Origin of the sequence: Halorubrum trapanicum (genome assembly GCF_017873555.1) — an archaeon.
Classification (GTDB): domain Archaea; phylum Halobacteriota; class Halobacteria; order Halobacteriales; family Haloferacaceae; genus Halorubrum; species Halorubrum trapanicum.
Genome location: NZ_JAGGKE010000008.1, coordinates 37168 through 51141 on the forward strand (window position 1 = coordinate 37168; position 13974 = coordinate 51141).

At 69.8% G+C, this 13974-nt stretch carries 15 protein-coding genes; 8 read left to right on the forward strand and 7 right to left on the reverse strand.

Annotation, left to right across the window (positions count from 1 at the left end; translation table 11 throughout):
* Nucleotides 1–20: 20 nt before the first annotated feature.
* From J2744_RS09955 to J2744_RS09965, 3 genes are read right to left on the reverse strand one after another with little or no spacing between them, the layout of a single operon-like run.
* Nucleotides 21–1364, reverse strand: a complete 1344-nt coding sequence (locus J2744_RS09955; protein WP_210113208.1) for an ABC transporter ATP-binding protein — start codon at nucleotides 1362–1364, stop codon at nucleotides 21–23.
* Nucleotides 1361–2485, reverse strand: coding sequence for an ABC transporter ATP-binding protein (locus J2744_RS15495; RefSeq protein WP_210113209.1), 1125 nt, complete (start codon nucleotides 2483–2485; stop codon nucleotides 1361–1363). The genes J2744_RS09955 and J2744_RS15495 overlap by 4 nt, the downstream gene beginning before the upstream one ends.
* Entirely contained in the window at nucleotides 2482–3693 is a 1212-nt protein-coding gene (locus tag J2744_RS09965) for an ABC transporter permease (protein ID WP_210113210.1), read from the reverse strand. Before J2744_RS09965 ends, J2744_RS15495 begins: the two co-directional genes overlap by 4 nt.
* A 252-nt stretch (nucleotides 3694–3945) precedes the next feature.
* Here J2744_RS09965 and J2744_RS09970 point away from each other — a divergent pair, with 252 nt between their 5' ends.
* Complete coding sequence (locus J2744_RS09970) at nucleotides 3946–4887, forward strand: ABC transporter permease (RefSeq protein ID WP_210113211.1); 942 nt, start codon at nucleotides 3946–3948, stop codon at nucleotides 4885–4887.
* 17 nt (nucleotides 4888–4904) lie between these two features.
* On the opposite strand, the gene J2744_RS09975 is transcribed toward J2744_RS09970, so the two are convergent.
* On the reverse strand, nucleotides 4905–5924 hold the full coding sequence (locus tag J2744_RS09975) for a hypothetical protein (RefSeq protein ID WP_210113212.1): 1020 nt from the start codon (nucleotides 5922–5924) through the stop codon (nucleotides 4905–4907).
* Between the two features lie 89 nt (nucleotides 5925–6013).
* Nucleotides 6014–7048: an S-layer glycoprotein N-glycosyltransferase AglJ gene (gene aglJ, locus J2744_RS09980; RefSeq protein ID WP_210113213.1), complete on the reverse strand. Its 1035-nt coding sequence runs from the start codon at nucleotides 7046–7048 to the stop codon at nucleotides 6014–6016.
* Between the two features lie 123 nt (nucleotides 7049–7171).
* Here aglJ and J2744_RS09985 point away from each other — a divergent pair, with 123 nt between their 5' ends.
* Complete coding sequence (locus tag J2744_RS09985) at nucleotides 7172–7552, forward strand: DUF7522 family protein (protein WP_210113214.1); 381 nt, start codon at nucleotides 7172–7174, stop codon at nucleotides 7550–7552.
* A 30-nt stretch (nucleotides 7553–7582) separates the two neighbouring features.
* Here the strand turns inward: J2744_RS09985 and J2744_RS09990 are convergent, their stop codons facing one another.
* The gene (locus tag J2744_RS09990; RefSeq protein ID WP_210113215.1) at nucleotides 7583–7942 is read right to left on the reverse strand and encodes a response regulator; all 360 of its coding nucleotides are present in this window, start codon (nucleotides 7940–7942) and stop codon (nucleotides 7583–7585) included.
* A 199-nt stretch (nucleotides 7943–8141) separates the two neighbouring features.
* Between J2744_RS09990 and J2744_RS09995 the strand changes: the two genes are divergently transcribed.
* The 6 genes from J2744_RS09995 (at nucleotide 8142) to J2744_RS10020 (ending at nucleotide 13053) form a co-directional block, all read left to right on the forward strand.
* Nucleotides 8142–9173 carry a phosphate signaling complex PhoU family protein gene (locus tag J2744_RS09995; protein ID WP_210113216.1) on the forward strand — a complete coding sequence of 344 codons (1032 nt, stop codon included), beginning with the start codon at nucleotides 8142–8144 and terminating at the stop codon, nucleotides 9171–9173.
* Between the two features lie 90 nt (nucleotides 9174–9263).
* Complete coding sequence (locus J2744_RS10000) at nucleotides 9264–9446, forward strand: DUF7525 family protein (protein ID WP_210113217.1); 183 nt, start codon at nucleotides 9264–9266, stop codon at nucleotides 9444–9446.
* 105 nt (nucleotides 9447–9551) lie between these two features.
* Nucleotides 9552–9779 carry a DUF7123 family protein gene (locus J2744_RS10005; RefSeq protein WP_008440311.1) on the forward strand — a complete coding sequence of 76 codons (228 nt, stop codon included), beginning with the start codon at nucleotides 9552–9554 and terminating at the stop codon, nucleotides 9777–9779.
* A gap of 262 nt (nucleotides 9780–10041) precedes the next feature.
* On the forward strand, nucleotides 10042–10473 hold the full coding sequence (locus J2744_RS10010; protein WP_210113218.1) for a CoxG family protein: 432 nt from the start codon (nucleotides 10042–10044) through the stop codon (nucleotides 10471–10473).
* Complete coding sequence (locus J2744_RS10015; RefSeq protein ID WP_210113219.1) at nucleotides 10470–11276, forward strand: carbon-nitrogen family hydrolase; 807 nt, start codon at nucleotides 10470–10472, stop codon at nucleotides 11274–11276. The genes J2744_RS10010 and J2744_RS10015 overlap by 4 nt, the downstream gene beginning before the upstream one ends.
* Nucleotides 11277–12018: 742 nt before the next feature.
* Nucleotides 12019–13053: a presenilin family intramembrane aspartyl protease PSH gene (locus J2744_RS10020; protein WP_210113220.1), complete on the forward strand. Its 1035-nt coding sequence runs from the start codon at nucleotides 12019–12021 to the stop codon at nucleotides 13051–13053.
* Nucleotides 13054–13403: 350 nt separating this feature from the next.
* On the opposite strand, the gene J2744_RS10025 is transcribed toward J2744_RS10020, so the two are convergent.
* Nucleotides 13404–13913 carry a PUA domain-containing protein gene (locus J2744_RS10025; RefSeq protein WP_210113221.1) on the reverse strand — a complete coding sequence of 170 codons (510 nt, stop codon included), beginning with the start codon at nucleotides 13911–13913 and terminating at the stop codon, nucleotides 13404–13406.
* Between the last annotated feature and the right edge of the window lie 61 nt (nucleotides 13914–13974).

Here is a 13974-nt window from a genome sequence, read left to right on the forward strand (position 1 = left end):
TATCGCGCCTCTCACCCGCTCTAACTCTCGTTTTTTCCGTCTCCGTCCGACCGGGCCGGCTCCGAGGTTCCCCCTCGACCGTGTCGGAGACAGCTGACGGTCCCGGTCGCGTCCCGGTCCGCGTCGCGCCCGGCCGGGCGAGCGACGGCCGCCGGGGTCTCGCGTTCGCAGACGCTGGTGAACGCCGCGGCCAGTATCTCGTCCGCGGCGTCGACGTCGCCGGCGGCGAGTTCCGCGGCCGCGTCTTCGACCGCCGCCTCCGCTTCGGGATCGCGGAGTTCCTCGCTCAGACCGACGGCGCGTCGGACCTCCGTCGCGGTGCGGCCCCCGGCGTCGCCGTCGCCGCTCGTCGGCGTCTCGCTTTCGCGGTCTCCGACCGCGCTCTCCGGAAGCTCCCCCGCCTGGACCGAGAACCTGAATCCCGCGATCGTCCGCCAGGTCTCCTCGGGAACCGAGAGGTCGTCCGGTGGGATCACGTCCGGACACCGGGGGTGGAACCGACAGCCCGACGGCGGGTCGCTCGGGTTCGGCACCGTGTCCGTCAGCGGCCGCCCCAGCTCCCGGTCCGTCGGGTCGAGGGAGGGGACGGAGGAGAGCAACACTCGCGTGTACGGGTGCGCCGGGTCCGCCAACACGGTCTCGGTCGCGCCCCGCTCGACGATCTCACCGAGGTACATGACCGCGATCCGGTCGCAGCTCCGCCGGATGACGTCGAGGTCGTGGCTGATGAACAGGACGGCGATGTCGAACTCGCGTCGGATCCGGTCCAGCAGGTCGAGTATCTCGGAGCGGACTCGCGCGTCGAGCGCGCTCGTCGGCTCGTCCGCGACGATGAGGTCGGGGCTGACGACGAGCGCCCGCGCGATCGAGATCCGCTGTTTCTCGCCCCCGGAGAACTCGTGCGGGTAGCGGTCCAGGTCGTCGCCCGACAGGCCGACGCGTTCGAGGATGTCCGCGACGATCGCGCGACGCCGGTCGGCGTCGTCGAGACCGTGGATCCGGAGGGGTTCGGCCACCGCCTCCCCGATCGTCATCCGCGGATCGAGGGCGTCGTTGGGATCCTGAACGATCAGCTGCGCGCGGCGGCGGAAATCCCGACGCTCGTCGCCGGACAGCTCCGAGACCGGATCGCCGTCGAACCGGACTTCGCCGGCCGTCGGCTCCTCGAGTCCCAAGACGGTGTGGGCCGTCGTCGTCTTGCCGCTGCCCGACTCGCCGACGATCCCGAGGGCCTCCCCGCGTTCGACGTCGAAGCTCACCCCGTCGACGGCGCGGACGCGACCGACCTCGCGCCGGAGCAGTCCGCGGGTGATCGGGTAATGCTTCTCCAGGCCGCGGACCGAGCAGATCGGCTCCTCGGTCATCGCCGCTCGCCCTCCGTGTCCGGAGTCGGCGTCGCGGGCGACTCCGCGGGGTCCGTGGACCGCCGCTCCGCTCCCCGCTCCGCCCGGCTGTCCATCGGCGACGTCGCGTTCTCGCGGATCGCCGACGGATCCCCGTCCGGTCCGTAATGAACGCACGACGCCGCGTGGTCCGACGAGTCGGCGACCGAGCGGAACGCCGGCTGCGCGCCGCCCGCGCACTCGTCGACCGCGTGCGGGCACTCCGCGCGGAACCGGCAGCCGTCGGTCGGTATCTCGCCGCGGGCGGTCCGCTCCGCGATTGACGCCCCGTCGCTCACCCCGTAGCTGTCGAACAGCGCCTGCGTGTACGGATGTGAGGGGTCGGAGAACACCGCCTCGACGGGACCTCGCTCGACGATCGTGCCGCCGTACATGACCAGCACGCGGTCGGCGACGGCGGCGACGACCCGCAGGTCGTGCGTCACGAGCAGCATGCTCGTCCCGTCGCCGGCGATCGACCGGAACAGGTCGAGCAGCCGCGCCTGAACGGTCACGTCCACCGCGGTCGTCGGCTCGTCGGCTATCAGCAGGTCCGGGTCTCCCGCCAACGCGACCGCGATGGCGATCCGCTGTTGCATCCCGCCCGAGAACTCGTGCGGGTGGCTGTCGAGGCGCTCGCCCGCCCGGGGGATACCCACCCGGCGCAGCAGGTCGACCGCCCGGTCTCGCGCCGTCGACCGGCTCACGTCCTCGTGGATCCGTATCGGCTCCGTCACCTGTTCGCCGACGGTGTACACCGGGTCGAGCGCGCTCTGCGGGTTCTGGAACACGTGCGCGATCCGGCGTCCCCGGATCGACCGCAGCTCCGCCTCCGACCGGTCGGCGACGGACTCGCCGTCGAACTCGACCGCGTCGGACGACACCTCGGCCGGGGGTTGCGGGACGAGACCGGTGAGCGACTCGCAGGTGACGCTCTTGCCGCTGCCGGACTCGCCGACCAGACACACCGTTTCGCCACGGTCGACGTCGAAGCTCACCCCGTCAACCGCGTGGAGCCAGCCGTCGTCGGTCCGGATCCGCGTCCGGAGGTCGCGCACGGAGAGGAGCGGGGTCCCGTCGGTTCCGCCGCGGGAGCGAGTCACGACCGGTCACCCCGCGGGTCGAGGGCGTCTCGGACGCCGTCTCCGAGCGTCTTGAACGCGACGAGCGTCGCCGTCAGCGCGGCGGCCGGGAGCGACGACACCCACCAGATCTTGTGGGCCGGCTGGTCGGCGCGCTCCTGTAGCTGTCCGGCGACCGCGGCGTTGATCGACTCGCTGATCGTCGACCCCCACGAGTAGGTGCCGATCTCGTGGAACCCGAGGAAGGCGACGCCCGCCTCGATGAGGACGAACAGCGCGAGCAGCTGGAACACGGCCGGAACGAGCGTGTTCGTGCTGTTGGGGAGGATGTGCCGCCGGGCGACGTACGCGCCCGACGCCCCGAGGCTCCGGGCGACCAGAACGTACCCCTCCTCGCGGCGCTGGATCACCTCGCTGCGAACCAACCGAGCGATCCCGCCCCAACTGAGCAGGCCGAACGTCGCGAGCAGCAACAGGAGCGAGGGACCGTAGTAGGCGTAGCCGATGAAGTACAGCAGCAGCGCCGGGATACACAGCTGGACGTCGACGTACGACGACAGCAGGTCGTCGACGACGCCGCCGCGGATCCCCGCGACGACCCCGACCGCCGCGGCCAGCGGAACGATGAACGCCGCCGAGATGACGGTCACGTACGCCGCGGTCCGGGCGCCCTCGACTAGGAGGAACCCGAGCGGGTGGCCGCGCTCGTTCGTCCCCAACGGGTACTCCCACGTTCCGTGACACACGCGGTCGAACGGCCCGCCCGTCTCGACGCCGAGACACTCCTGCGGGGGAACGGTGCTGGCGAACCCCACGGGCGGGTGGTAGGCGTGCTGGAACCGGAGCGGCGGGGAGCCGCCGAGCGCCGAACCCACCACGCCGACGGCGACGAGTCCGGCGACGAACGCGCCCGAGAGCACCACCGCGGGCCGCCGTCGGAGGACGCCGCGGAGCGAGACGGGCCGTCGCCGCAGCCGCTTCGCGAACGGGACCGCGCCGTACGCCGCGACGACCGTCACGGCGAGGAGGAACGCCCAATCGAGGGTGACCGGCCGCCAGTCACCGATCAGGTACAGCCCCGCCGACAGCTCCTGGTACGCGCGACCGAGCGCGAGAAGCGCCACGCCGACCGCCAGCGCCGCCCGCTCGGCCGTGACGGTTCGTTTCGACTGCTGAATCTCGTTCCAATCGAGGTCTTCGAACCGCGGATCGTCTTCTGTCGGCGGCATACGGAGGGTGACCGTAGTATCGACGGACGGGGGTTAAAACCACCTGACCGATCCGCGACGCGACGGTGAATATTATCCGCCGTTCGGGGTGAATCAGCGGCACGCGTCAGAGACACGCCCGTGATTTAATATCTTCCCGCTCGTGGTGCCCGCAAACGTGTCCTCCGAATCGCCCTCGAAGCCTCGGTCGATCCCCCCGGTTTTGGGGGTCGTTCACGCGACGACGCCGGCGCGGAACGGAGGTCCGTCCGGATGAACCCGCTTCGGATCCTCACGAAGCGGGTGCTCATGGGTCTCGTGACCTCCTGGGTCGTCCTCACGACGATATTCGCGCTGTTCACGCTCACCGAGGACTGGGTGTTGTCCGGACAGATCGGCGCCGCCAGGTTCGCCGGCGAGAACGACCCCGAGGCGCTCGCGGCGATCAGAGCGGAGTACTTCGCGGCGCGGGGACTCGACAGGCCGCTGACGGACGTGTACGTCGACTGGCTCGGGAACATGGTCACCCTCAACTGGGGGAGTTCCATGTCCACCGGCGAACCGGTGTTCCCGCTCGTGATGGACGCGGCCGCGCGGACGGCCGCGTACGTCGTCCCCGCCCTCGTATTGGCCGTGATCTGCGGGGTCTCGATCGGGATGTCCGCCGCGTTGTACCCGAAGAGCCGCGTCGGGTCCGGCGGCGTCGCGGCGGCGTATCTGCTGTTCGCTGTGCCGACCTTCTGGCTCGGCGGGATGATCCTGTCGTTCACGCTCGACGGGCGACTGGACCGCTCGCCGCTCGTCTTCGATCACCTGCTCCCGATCGGGCTGACGTTCACCGCGCTGCTCGGCGGCTACGTCAGCTACTCGCGCGCTCACTCGCGGGAGTACGCCACCGCCGAGTTCGTCTCGCTCGTCAAAGCGAAGGGCGCGTCGGGGTATCGCGTCGCCTATCACGTCCTCCGGAACGCCGCGATCCCGTTCTTCTCGATGCTGTTCACCGAGGCGCTCGGACTGCTCGTCCTCTCGACGTTCGTGATCGAGGTCCTGTTCGGCATCGAGGGGTTCGGTCTCCTGTTGCTGCAGGCGGTCGCCGACCGCGACCTCCCCGTGCTCCTCGGCGGAACCGTCGTCGTGATCGGCGTCGGCGTGTTCGGGAACGTCGTTCAGGACATGGCGTACGGCTACCTCGACCCGCGGGTCGAGATGGGGTAGTAACCGTTGGAACGGGTTCAGGGCGTGATTCCCGTGTCCTCGCCCGGCGTCGCGACCTTCTCCGGTTCGAGCTCGAGGATGTGTTCGCCGCAGTCCTCACAGCGGATCGCGACCACCTCGTGCGCCATACAGCAGGACTCGACGGTGTTCGCCGTCGCGGCGACCTCGCCCCCGCACACCGGACACGAGGAGATGAACGACCGGAGCGACTGGAGGATCGAGAGCCGCTGTTCGGCCGGCACGTCGAGCCACCGGTCGGTGCGCTCGACGAGGGCGAGATGCGACGCCACGTCCGCGAGGTACGCGCCGTCGCCCGGCCACTTCCGGACGCGCCGCAGGACGGTCACCGCGGGGTAGTCACGGTCCTCGAAGGCGACCTCGTCCGGGGTCACGCCGAACATCTCGGCGAGCGTCTCCGCTCCGACGGCCTCGCGTTCGAGCGACGAGACGTGCGCATCGACCGTCTCGGCGAACTCCGCTTCGAAGACCAGGTCCTCGCCGCCGTCCGTCGGCTCGACGACGCCGACGTCGAGGAGGAACTCGATCGGGTCCACGGCGTTCTCGCGCTGGTCCCGGATCCGCTCGACCGTCTCGAACTCCGGTTCGTCAGCGTCGGTCTGGTCGGTGTCGTCGGCGTCGGCCGCTTCGTCGGCGTCGTCGGCCCGCCCGGAGGTCTCGTCGACCGTCCCGTCCGGCTCGAACGTGGTCACCGTCACCTCGTCGGACCGCCCGGTCGGCGCCTCCTCCCAGCCGTCTCGGGGCCCCTCGGGAGCTTTCCCGAACAGGCGGAGCACGCGGTCGGGGAGATACCGCTTCGTCAGCTCCGGCGTGCCGGGGACCAGATAGCCTCGGTAGTAGATACTCCCCAGCGACGCGACCAGCACGACCGCAGCGACCACCGGGCCGAACACCGCCGCCGCCGCGGTCAGCGCGACGGCGAGAATCCCGTTGAGAACGGTGCACGGAACGCAGCGGTTCTCCCCGGTGTACTCCGGCTCGCGGATCCTGTCTCGCAATGACGTGCCACTGGAGCTCATGTGCGCAGATGTCTCCGCAGCGATAAAAGCGGACGGTGTCCCGGATCACGTCGCCCCGAAACCGACCGCCGAGGGCGTTTCGGTCCCGGTCAGTCGTCGGCCTCTCCGGCCTCCTCGTGCGGTGTCGAATCGGGACCGCGGCCCTCGGAACCGCGGTCCTCGCCGGCGTCGTGCCCCCCGGTCTCGGAGGGGCGCCCGGGCGTCCCGGCGTCGACCGCCCGCTCGTACCGCTCGATCTGCTCGCGGTGGAGCGAGTGGATCATGTCCGCGAGGACGCCGAACACGAGCAGCTGGATCCCGAGGATGACCGCGCCGACCGCGCCGACGGCGATCACCTCGTGGCTGATCCCAAACGCGAGGTACCGGTACAGCACGAACGCCCCCATCGCGGCTCCCGCCGCCGTCGACGCCACGCCGGCGCTGCCGAAGTAGAACAGCGGGTTGTTCGTCTTCGCCTTGCGGTACAGCTCCAAGAAGATCACGCCGCCGTCCCGGATCGGGTGGAGGTTCGTCGCCGAGCCGCCGGGTCGCTCTCGGTAGGTGATCGGCACCACGGCGACCGAGACGCGGTTCTTCACGCACTCGACGGCCATCTCGGTCTCGATGCCGAACCCGTCCGCGGTGAGGTGGAGCCGCTCGAACGACTCGCGGGTGAACGCGCGGTACCCCGAGAGGATGTCGCCGTAGTCCTCTCGGTGGATCGCCCGGAACGCGAGGTTGATCAGGCGGTTTCCGATCCGATTCAGGCGCGTCATCGCGCCCGGGCGCATGTCCGCGAAGCGGTCTCCGATGACGTGGTCGGTCTCGCCGGCGAGGAGGGGATCGAGCATCGCGTCCGCGTCCGCAGCGTCGTAGGTGGCGTCGGCGTCCGCCATCAGGACGTACGACGCGTCGACGTGGTCGCGGACCGCCTCCCGAACCGCCTGCCCCTTCCCGCGTCCCGACTGTTCCGCGACGCGAGCGCCGGCCTCGCGGGCGATCGACCGCGTCTCGTCCGTCGAGCCGCCGTCGATCACGAGGACGTTCTCGAACCCGGCGTCGCGGAAGTCCTCGACGACGCGTGCGACCGTCTCGGCCTCGTTCATCGTCGGCAACAGGACGCAGACGTCGTCGTACTCGCTCATCAGGCGACCGATCACGGGGGAGTCGGTAAACTCTGTCCCTCCGGGTCGCCGCCGAAACGATTCCGGAGACGCGGGGCCGCGATCACCCACACGCTCATGTATGTGAGCATCGATCGTGGTCGTATGTCGCACCCACCGGAGCAACACGCCGACGAACTGCTCAGCGCCGCCCGCACGGCGACGGGCGACGAGCTGCGGAGCCTCACGTACTTCACGACGGCGGACGTCGAGCAGCTGTACCTCCGCAGCGACCTGAGTCGGACCGCCGATCTGGTCGGTTTCGCCGAGAACGAGCGACAGGGGTTCCACGCGCAGTCGATGTACGCCGACACCCAGCTCGGCGACTACCGGTTCACGGTTCGGGTGTTCGAGAACGGCTACCTCACCCGGGTCATCGCCAACGACCACGGGGTGTGGGTGACCACCGACTCGATGGAGATGGACCGGTTCGAGGAGCTGGCGAGCGCGCTCGCGTCGATCCTCCGATCGTTCGATCCCGCCTGACCCCCCGGAGAGTCGGATCCCGGAGGGCGTTCAGCTGAGGTGGCTCTCGAACTCGCCGACCAGCTCGTCGGCGTCGACGGGCTTCGTCACGTAGCCGTCGGCGCCCGCCTTCACCGCCTCCATCATCTTCTCCTGCTGGTCGACGCTCGTACACATCACGATCACCGCGTCGGGCCACCGGTCTTTGATCGCGCCGGTCGCCTCGATCCCGGTCATCTCCGGCATCACGACGTCCATCGACACCGCGTCCGGCTCGTACGCCTCGAACAGCTCGACCGCCTCCGCGCCGTTTTCCGCCTCGTCGACGACCTCGAACCGGTCCTCCAGCGCGTCCCGAACGACGGTCCGCTGGAACGAGGAGTCGTCGACGACGAGTACCCGCTCGGTCATACCCGTTATCCCCGCCTGACCGACATAAGCGCGCGGATCGTTCGCCGTGGTACCGGTGTCGGTCCGCGGCCGGATCTCGGACCCACCTCTCGGACGTCCGAGCGCGGCGCCGTCTCCGGGCGAGTCCCCTTGCATATCCGATGAAGCATATAATGAACATGGGAACAACGTTAAGGTCTATCCCACGATACGGTCGCGTATGGAAACGCGGAAGGTCCAACGGTTGGGACCGTCGACGCTGGCGATGACCCTCCCGGCCGAGTGGGCACAGGAACACGGCGTGAACAAAGGCGACGAGGTGTCGCTGCGGATGGGCGGCAAGGGAACGCTCACGGTGCTTCCCGAGTCGGTGAGCACGGAGGAGTCGGAGGCGGTGATCAACGCCGACGGACTCGACGCGCGCTCGCTCGAACGCGCCATCGTCGCGCAGTACGTGCTCGGCCGTCGCGTGATCCACGTCCGGAGCGAGGGGACGCTCGACAGCGAACACATCAACGCGGTGTACAAAGCCGAGACGCAGCTGATGGGACTCGGCGTCATCGAGGAGACGCCGGAGGACATCTCGATCCGCTGTTCCGTCGACCCCGAGGACTTCACGCTCGACAACCTGCTCGAACGGCTGGAGAACACCGGGTCGACGATGCGCGGCGAGGCCGTGAAGGCGCTCGCGCACGGCAACCCCGACCTCTCGCAGCGCGCGCTCAACCGCGAGCGGCAGGCGAACAAGATATTCGTCCTCCTGCTCCGGCTCATCTTCACGGCCTACCAGAACCCGAACCTCGCCCGCGCGGTCGGACTCGAAGAGGGGTTCCCGCTGATCGGCTACCGCTCCGTCGCGAAGAACCTCGAACTCACCGCCGACAACGCGGAAGACATCGCCGAGATCGTGATGGAGGCCGACGGCCACACCCTCGACGTCGACAGCGCGACGATGCGGCAGATCCGCGAGTTCACCGACCAGGTCGACGAGCTGACCGCGCTCGCGGTCCGGGCCGTCGTCGAGCGCGACTACGACCTCACCGTCGAGTGCCGCGACCTGTTCTCGCGGCTTGAGGACCGTGAACAGGAGATCCTCGACGAGCTGCCGAACGACCTGGACAACGAGACGCTGCTCATGACCCGCGAGGTGCTCGTCAGCCTCCAGCACACTGCTGAGTACGCCATGCGGAACGCGGAGATTGCGGCGAACCTCGCGCTCAACGAGGCGTCAGATCACGTCGAGATAATCTGACCCCCGAAGCCGCGTCAGCGCTCGCCGCGCCGCCCCCGACCGCGTCGCTCGGTTCGCATGAACTAAGTGGTCCCCCGCGAAGCGGTTCGTATGAGCGAGGGTTCCATCGAATCGGACAAGGAGGTCGGCGTCGCGCTCGCGCTCGGCGCCATCGCTGTCGTCGGCGCCGTGGTGATGGTAGCGTATCCCGGACAGCTCGGGAAGGCGTGGGGGTTCGCGGGCGCGTTCGTCTTCGCGACGCTCGCCGTCGGCGCGGTCCAGCTGTTCGACTGACCGGTCGCGGGGACCGCCGGCTCAACCGTTTCTCCGCGGCGACTTCGGCGTCCGCCTCGTGGAAAACGAGAAACCGTTAAGAATGTCAGACACGTACGTCCGCCAATGAGCGAGTACACCGAGGAGGAACAGCGGATCCTCGCGTACCTCACGGACAGCGTCACCCGTGGCGAGCGGTACGTTCGCTCGAAGACGATCGCCGACGCGATCGGTCTCACCGCCAAACAGGTGGGGTCGCGGCTCCCCCGCCTCGCCGAGAAGTCGGACGACGTCGACATCGAGAAGTGGGGCCGAGCCAAGTCGACGACCTGGCGCGTGACGCCGGAAGGGTGACGGCCCACCGGAAGGGTGACGCCCTGCCGGAAGGGTGACGGCCCACCGGAAGGGTGGCGCCTCGCCGGAAGGGTGGCGCCTCGCCGGAAGGGTGGCGCCTCGCCGGAAGGGTGGCGCCTCGCCGGAAGGGTGGCGCCTCGCCGGAAGGGTGGTGCGGTCCCCCCCCGTCCGCGCGCTGTCGCGTCCCCCACTGCCGTCACGTTCTCCGCATCCGACTCCGCCGACGCGCATTTTTAACCCCCGTCGCCCCAAACGGGATCGTATGACCGTTCGAGTCTCCCGGACGTTCGAGTTCGACGCGCCGCCCGCCGACGTGTGGGCGTTCATCTCGGACGCGGAGCAGCGCGCGGGCGCCATCAGCGTGGTCGACTCCTTCGAGGTCCACGACGACGGGAGCGCGACCTGGCACGTCGCGCTCCCGATACCGATGATCCGCTCGACGATCGACGTCGAGACGGAAGACGTCGAGCGCGACCCCCCGAACCGAGTGAAGTTCGTCGGGAAGTCGCGGGCGTTCCGCGTCACCGGCGAACACGAGATCACCGAGACCGACGGCGGCGGCTGCCGGCTCGCCAACGAGTTCGTCGTCGACGGAAGCCTCCCCGGCGTCGAGTCCTTCTTCAAGCGGAACTTCGACGCCGAACTGGACAACTTAGAGGACGCGCTCCGCGCCTCGCTCGCCTCGCCGGCATGAGACTCGCGGGCGTCCAGCTGGCGGTCGAGGGCGGCGACATCGAAGGGAACGTCGAGCGAGCGCTCGACCGCGTCCGAGCGGCCGCCGCCGAGGGCGCCGACCTCGTGGTCCTCCCCGAGCTGTTCGACGTCGGCTACTTCGCGTTCGACTCGTACGGCCGCGCCGCGGAGAGCCTCGCCGGCGACCGGCTCGCCCGGTTCGCCGCCGCGGCCGCCGACCACGACGTCGCGGTGCTCGCCGGGACGGTCGTGGAGGACCTCTCGGCGTCGGCGGCGGATGGGGTCGACGTGCCGGCCGAGTCCGGTCTCGCCAACGCCGCGGTGCTGTTCGACGCCGACGGGGAACGCCGGCTCGTCTACCGGAAGCGGCACCTGTTCGGGTACGGCTCCGAGGAGACGGACCGGATGGTCCCCGGCGAGCGGACGCCCGTGGTCGACCTCGCGGGCGTCACGGTCGGGGTGACGACCTGCTACGACCTCCGGTTCCCGGAGCAGTTCCGCGCGATGGTCGACGCGGGCGTCGAGTGCGTGCTGGTGCCGAGCGCGTGGCCGTACCCGCGGATCGAGCACTGGCGGACGCTCGGCCGGGCGCGAGCGATCGAGAACCTGACGTACGTCGCCGCCGTCAACGGGAGCGGTCGGTTCGGCGACGACGCGCTCTGCGGGCGGAGCGCGGTGTACGACCCCTGGGGGACCGCGCTCGCGTCGGTCGGCGACGAGCCGGGCGTCGTCACCGCGACGGTGGACCCCGAGCGAGTGGCCGCGGTCCGCGAAGAGTTCCCCGCGCTCCGCGACCGTCGGTGAGTCGGTCCGCGACGGTCGATGAACCCCTCCGTGACCGCCCGCTGACGCCTGCGACGCGGCGCCGATCCTGACGTCCGGGGTCGGGGAAATCCCGAGCGACGGATCCGGATCTCACATATTTATACCCGTGAGGCACGTACCGGTAAATGCCGAAGTCCGACGCTTTTCTCGTTGGAGTTCGGCGCTAACGATCCGCGCGCCCGTCCCGACCACCCGGGCGGCGCCGCCGCCGACAGCCTGGGGGTCCGCTGTCCGGCCGCCGCCCGTCCGCCTCCCACTCGCCTTTCGCCCACCGCTCCTCGTCTTCCACCCCTTTCCGCTTCCGACTCCTCTCCGCTTCCGACTCCTCTCCGCTTCCCACCGTTTCCACCTCTTCGGCTGTTCTCGCCTCGTCTTCCATCGTCAGCTCGAATCCGATTCGGTGACGACGCGGTGAAACCCGCCCCGCTGCGACCTGAGTATCCGTATTGATAACTCGGCCGGTACGTTCTTACGTCGGTCGGCGGAGAACGTAAACGCCGCGGACGAATCCGAGCGGCCCCATCCCGTTTCGGGCGGGCCGGTCGGCCACTCGCTTCCACCGTCCGTCGTCCGTCGGCTTGGGTTCGGGTCCACCCGCTCCCACACCGAGCCCGAACCCGTTTCTGTACGTACTTCCCGTTCCGGACAGCGACCGACAGCGTTGGCGCGTCCGGGCCGGAAGCGCAAGGACGAAACCCTCGGCCGACGAACCGGCGGTCGAATGTTCCCCCGCGAGTACCGCGGCGTCGCCTTCGTCGTCGGGCTGTTCGTGATCGTCCAGGTGGGCGCGCTGGCGCTGGTCCCGGAGTTCGTCGCGAGCGACTACCAGGCGGTCGAGAACCCCGATAACCCCGCCAACAGCGTGTTGTACGTCGTCGCCATCGTCGCGATGACCGGGCTGATGCTGGCGGCGTTCCGATACGACCTCGACGGGGCGATCCGACTCCTGATCGTCGGCGTCTCCGCGTGGCTCTCGTGGTACGTCTTCTCCGCGCTCGTCTCGCCGCTCGCGGCCGCCGTCCCCGCGGTCGCGGTCGCGGTCGGTCTCCTCCTCTACCCCGAGTGGTACGTGATCGACACCGCCGGGGTGTTGATGGGCGCTGGCGCGGCGGGGCTGTTCGGCATCTCCTTCGGCCTGCTGCCGGCGCTCGTCCTGCTCGCCGTCCTCGCCGTCTACGACGCGATCTCCGTGTACGGCACCGAGCACATGCTGTCGCTCGCGGAGGGAATTATGGACCTCAACATCCCGGTCGTGCTGGTGATCCCGCTGTCGCTGTCGTACTCGCTGCTCGACGGCGGCGCGGCCAGCGAGGAAGCCGCGGGGGTCGGCGAGGACGTGGAGACCGAGTCGGACGTGAAGGCCGACTCCGCCGACGAGAACGAGGCCGCTGGCGATGACGGGGGAGAACCTGGCTCGGAGGTCGACGCCGCCGAACCCGCGGAGGCCGGCGACCGCGACGCCTTCTTCATCGGTCTCGGGGACGCCGTGATCCCGACGGTGTTGATCGCGAGCGCGGCGACGTTCTCGCCGGCGGCGGACCTCGCGGTCCCCTTCCTCGGCGTCAACCTCCCCGCGCTGCTGGCGATGGTCGGGACCCTCGCGGGGCTGCTCGTCCTCATGCGCTGGGTGATACGGGGGCGGCCGCACGCGGCGCTTCCGCTGTTGAACGGCGGGGCTATCGGCGGGTACCTGGTCGGGTCGGTGGTTGCCGGCGTGCCGCTGATCGAGGCACTGGGACTCGCGGGGATCCTGTAGGCCGGTTCGGGCGTCTACCGATTTCATTATAAACGGCTGATCGACACGAACACACCGAAGCCCCAGCCGCGAGGCGGACAGACGCTCGCTGCGCTCCTCACTCGATCGCTCACTTCGTTCGCTCTCCCGTTCGGTGCTGGCGTCGCCTCTGTCCGCCTCGCGGCTGCCCCTTCGAGTCCCGCCCCGGCCGCACAGCGACCGCACCTCACGCCTCCCCAACCTCGCGGTTCGCGCTCTCCGAGCGCTCACCGCGTCCCTCGCGCGTGCTGTCTCGCGGCCGCCGATGGCGGCCGCTCGCAGGCACGCGCCACCGCAGTCCGTTCTTCAGTAATAGTCGCGGTTTCGGTCTCTTAGTCGTCGTCAGCGGGGTTCCCGTCGCGCGTCTTCACGGCGACGCCGGAGCCGAGCTGCTCGGCCTCCGCGCCCGAGAGTTCGGCGCGGCCGACGCCGAAGATGGCGCCGCTCTCGTCGACGACGAGCACCTCGTCGCCGGGGCGGATCCCGTCGTCCGCGGCGGTGACGAACTTCGCGAACGCGTCGCGCCCCTCGCGCACGAACGGCTCGCTCTCCCCGCCGACGACCATCCGGTGTCGCGGGGCGGCGAACGCGTCGGCGATCCGCTTCCCGCCCGCCAGACCGAGCGTGAACCGGCCGTCGGTGCCGTACGAGACGAGGCGGTCGCCCTCGCTGCTGCCGGGGGTGTCGTCGACGTCGCCGTCGATCACCTGTCGCGGGCGGCCGCCGCTCGACCGGCGCACGGTGAGCGGGTCGTCCGGCGGGAACAGGGCCTCGCCCGCGCCGCTCCCGAACTGGTAGTCGGCGGCGGTCCGCAGGTCCGCGAGCGTCTCGGCGTCGGTCATGCCCGCGATACCGACCGCGCGCTGAAAGCGGTTGCGACACCGTTCGCCGCCGCGTTCGACT

Excerpts from the sequence above, each read along its gene's own strand:
- J2744_RS09955 (WP_210113208.1), bottom strand. The coding sequence starts at position 1,364 with ATGACCGAGGAGCCGATCTGCTCGGTCCGCGGCCTGGAGAAGCATTAC.
- J2744_RS09965 (WP_210113210.1), bottom strand. The coding sequence starts at position 3,693 with ATGCCGCCGACAGAAGACGATCCGCGGTTCGAAGACCTCGATTGGAAC.
- J2744_RS09970 (WP_210113211.1), top strand. The coding sequence starts at position 3,946 with ATGAACCCGCTTCGGATCCTCACGAAGCGGGTGCTCATGGGTCTCGTG.
- J2744_RS09975 (WP_210113212.1), bottom strand. The coding sequence starts at position 5,924 with ATGAGCTCCAGTGGCACGTCATTGCGAGACAGGATCCGCGAGCCGGAG.
- aglJ (WP_210113213.1), bottom strand. The coding sequence starts at position 7,048 with ATGAGCGAGTACGACGACGTCTGCGTCCTGTTGCCGACGATGAACGAG.
- J2744_RS09985 (WP_210113214.1), top strand. The coding sequence starts at position 7,172 with ATGTCGCACCCACCGGAGCAACACGCCGACGAACTGCTCAGCGCCGCC.
- J2744_RS09990 (WP_210113215.1), bottom strand. The coding sequence starts at position 7,942 with ATGACCGAGCGGGTACTCGTCGTCGACGACTCCTCGTTCCAGCGGACC.
- J2744_RS09995 (WP_210113216.1), top strand. The coding sequence starts at position 8,142 with ATGGAAACGCGGAAGGTCCAACGGTTGGGACCGTCGACGCTGGCGATG.
- J2744_RS10000 (WP_210113217.1), top strand. The coding sequence starts at position 9,264 with ATGAGCGAGGGTTCCATCGAATCGGACAAGGAGGTCGGCGTCGCGCTC.
- J2744_RS10005 (WP_008440311.1), top strand. The coding sequence starts at position 9,552 with ATGAGCGAGTACACCGAGGAGGAACAGCGGATCCTCGCGTACCTCACG.
- J2744_RS10010 (WP_210113218.1), top strand. The coding sequence starts at position 10,042 with ATGACCGTTCGAGTCTCCCGGACGTTCGAGTTCGACGCGCCGCCCGCC.
- J2744_RS10015 (WP_210113219.1), top strand. The coding sequence starts at position 10,470 with ATGAGACTCGCGGGCGTCCAGCTGGCGGTCGAGGGCGGCGACATCGAA.
- J2744_RS10020 (WP_210113220.1), top strand. The coding sequence starts at position 12,019 with ATGTTCCCCCGCGAGTACCGCGGCGTCGCCTTCGTCGTCGGGCTGTTC.
- J2744_RS10025 (WP_210113221.1), bottom strand. The coding sequence starts at position 13,913 with ATGACCGACGCCGAGACGCTCGCGGACCTGCGGACCGCCGCCGACTAC.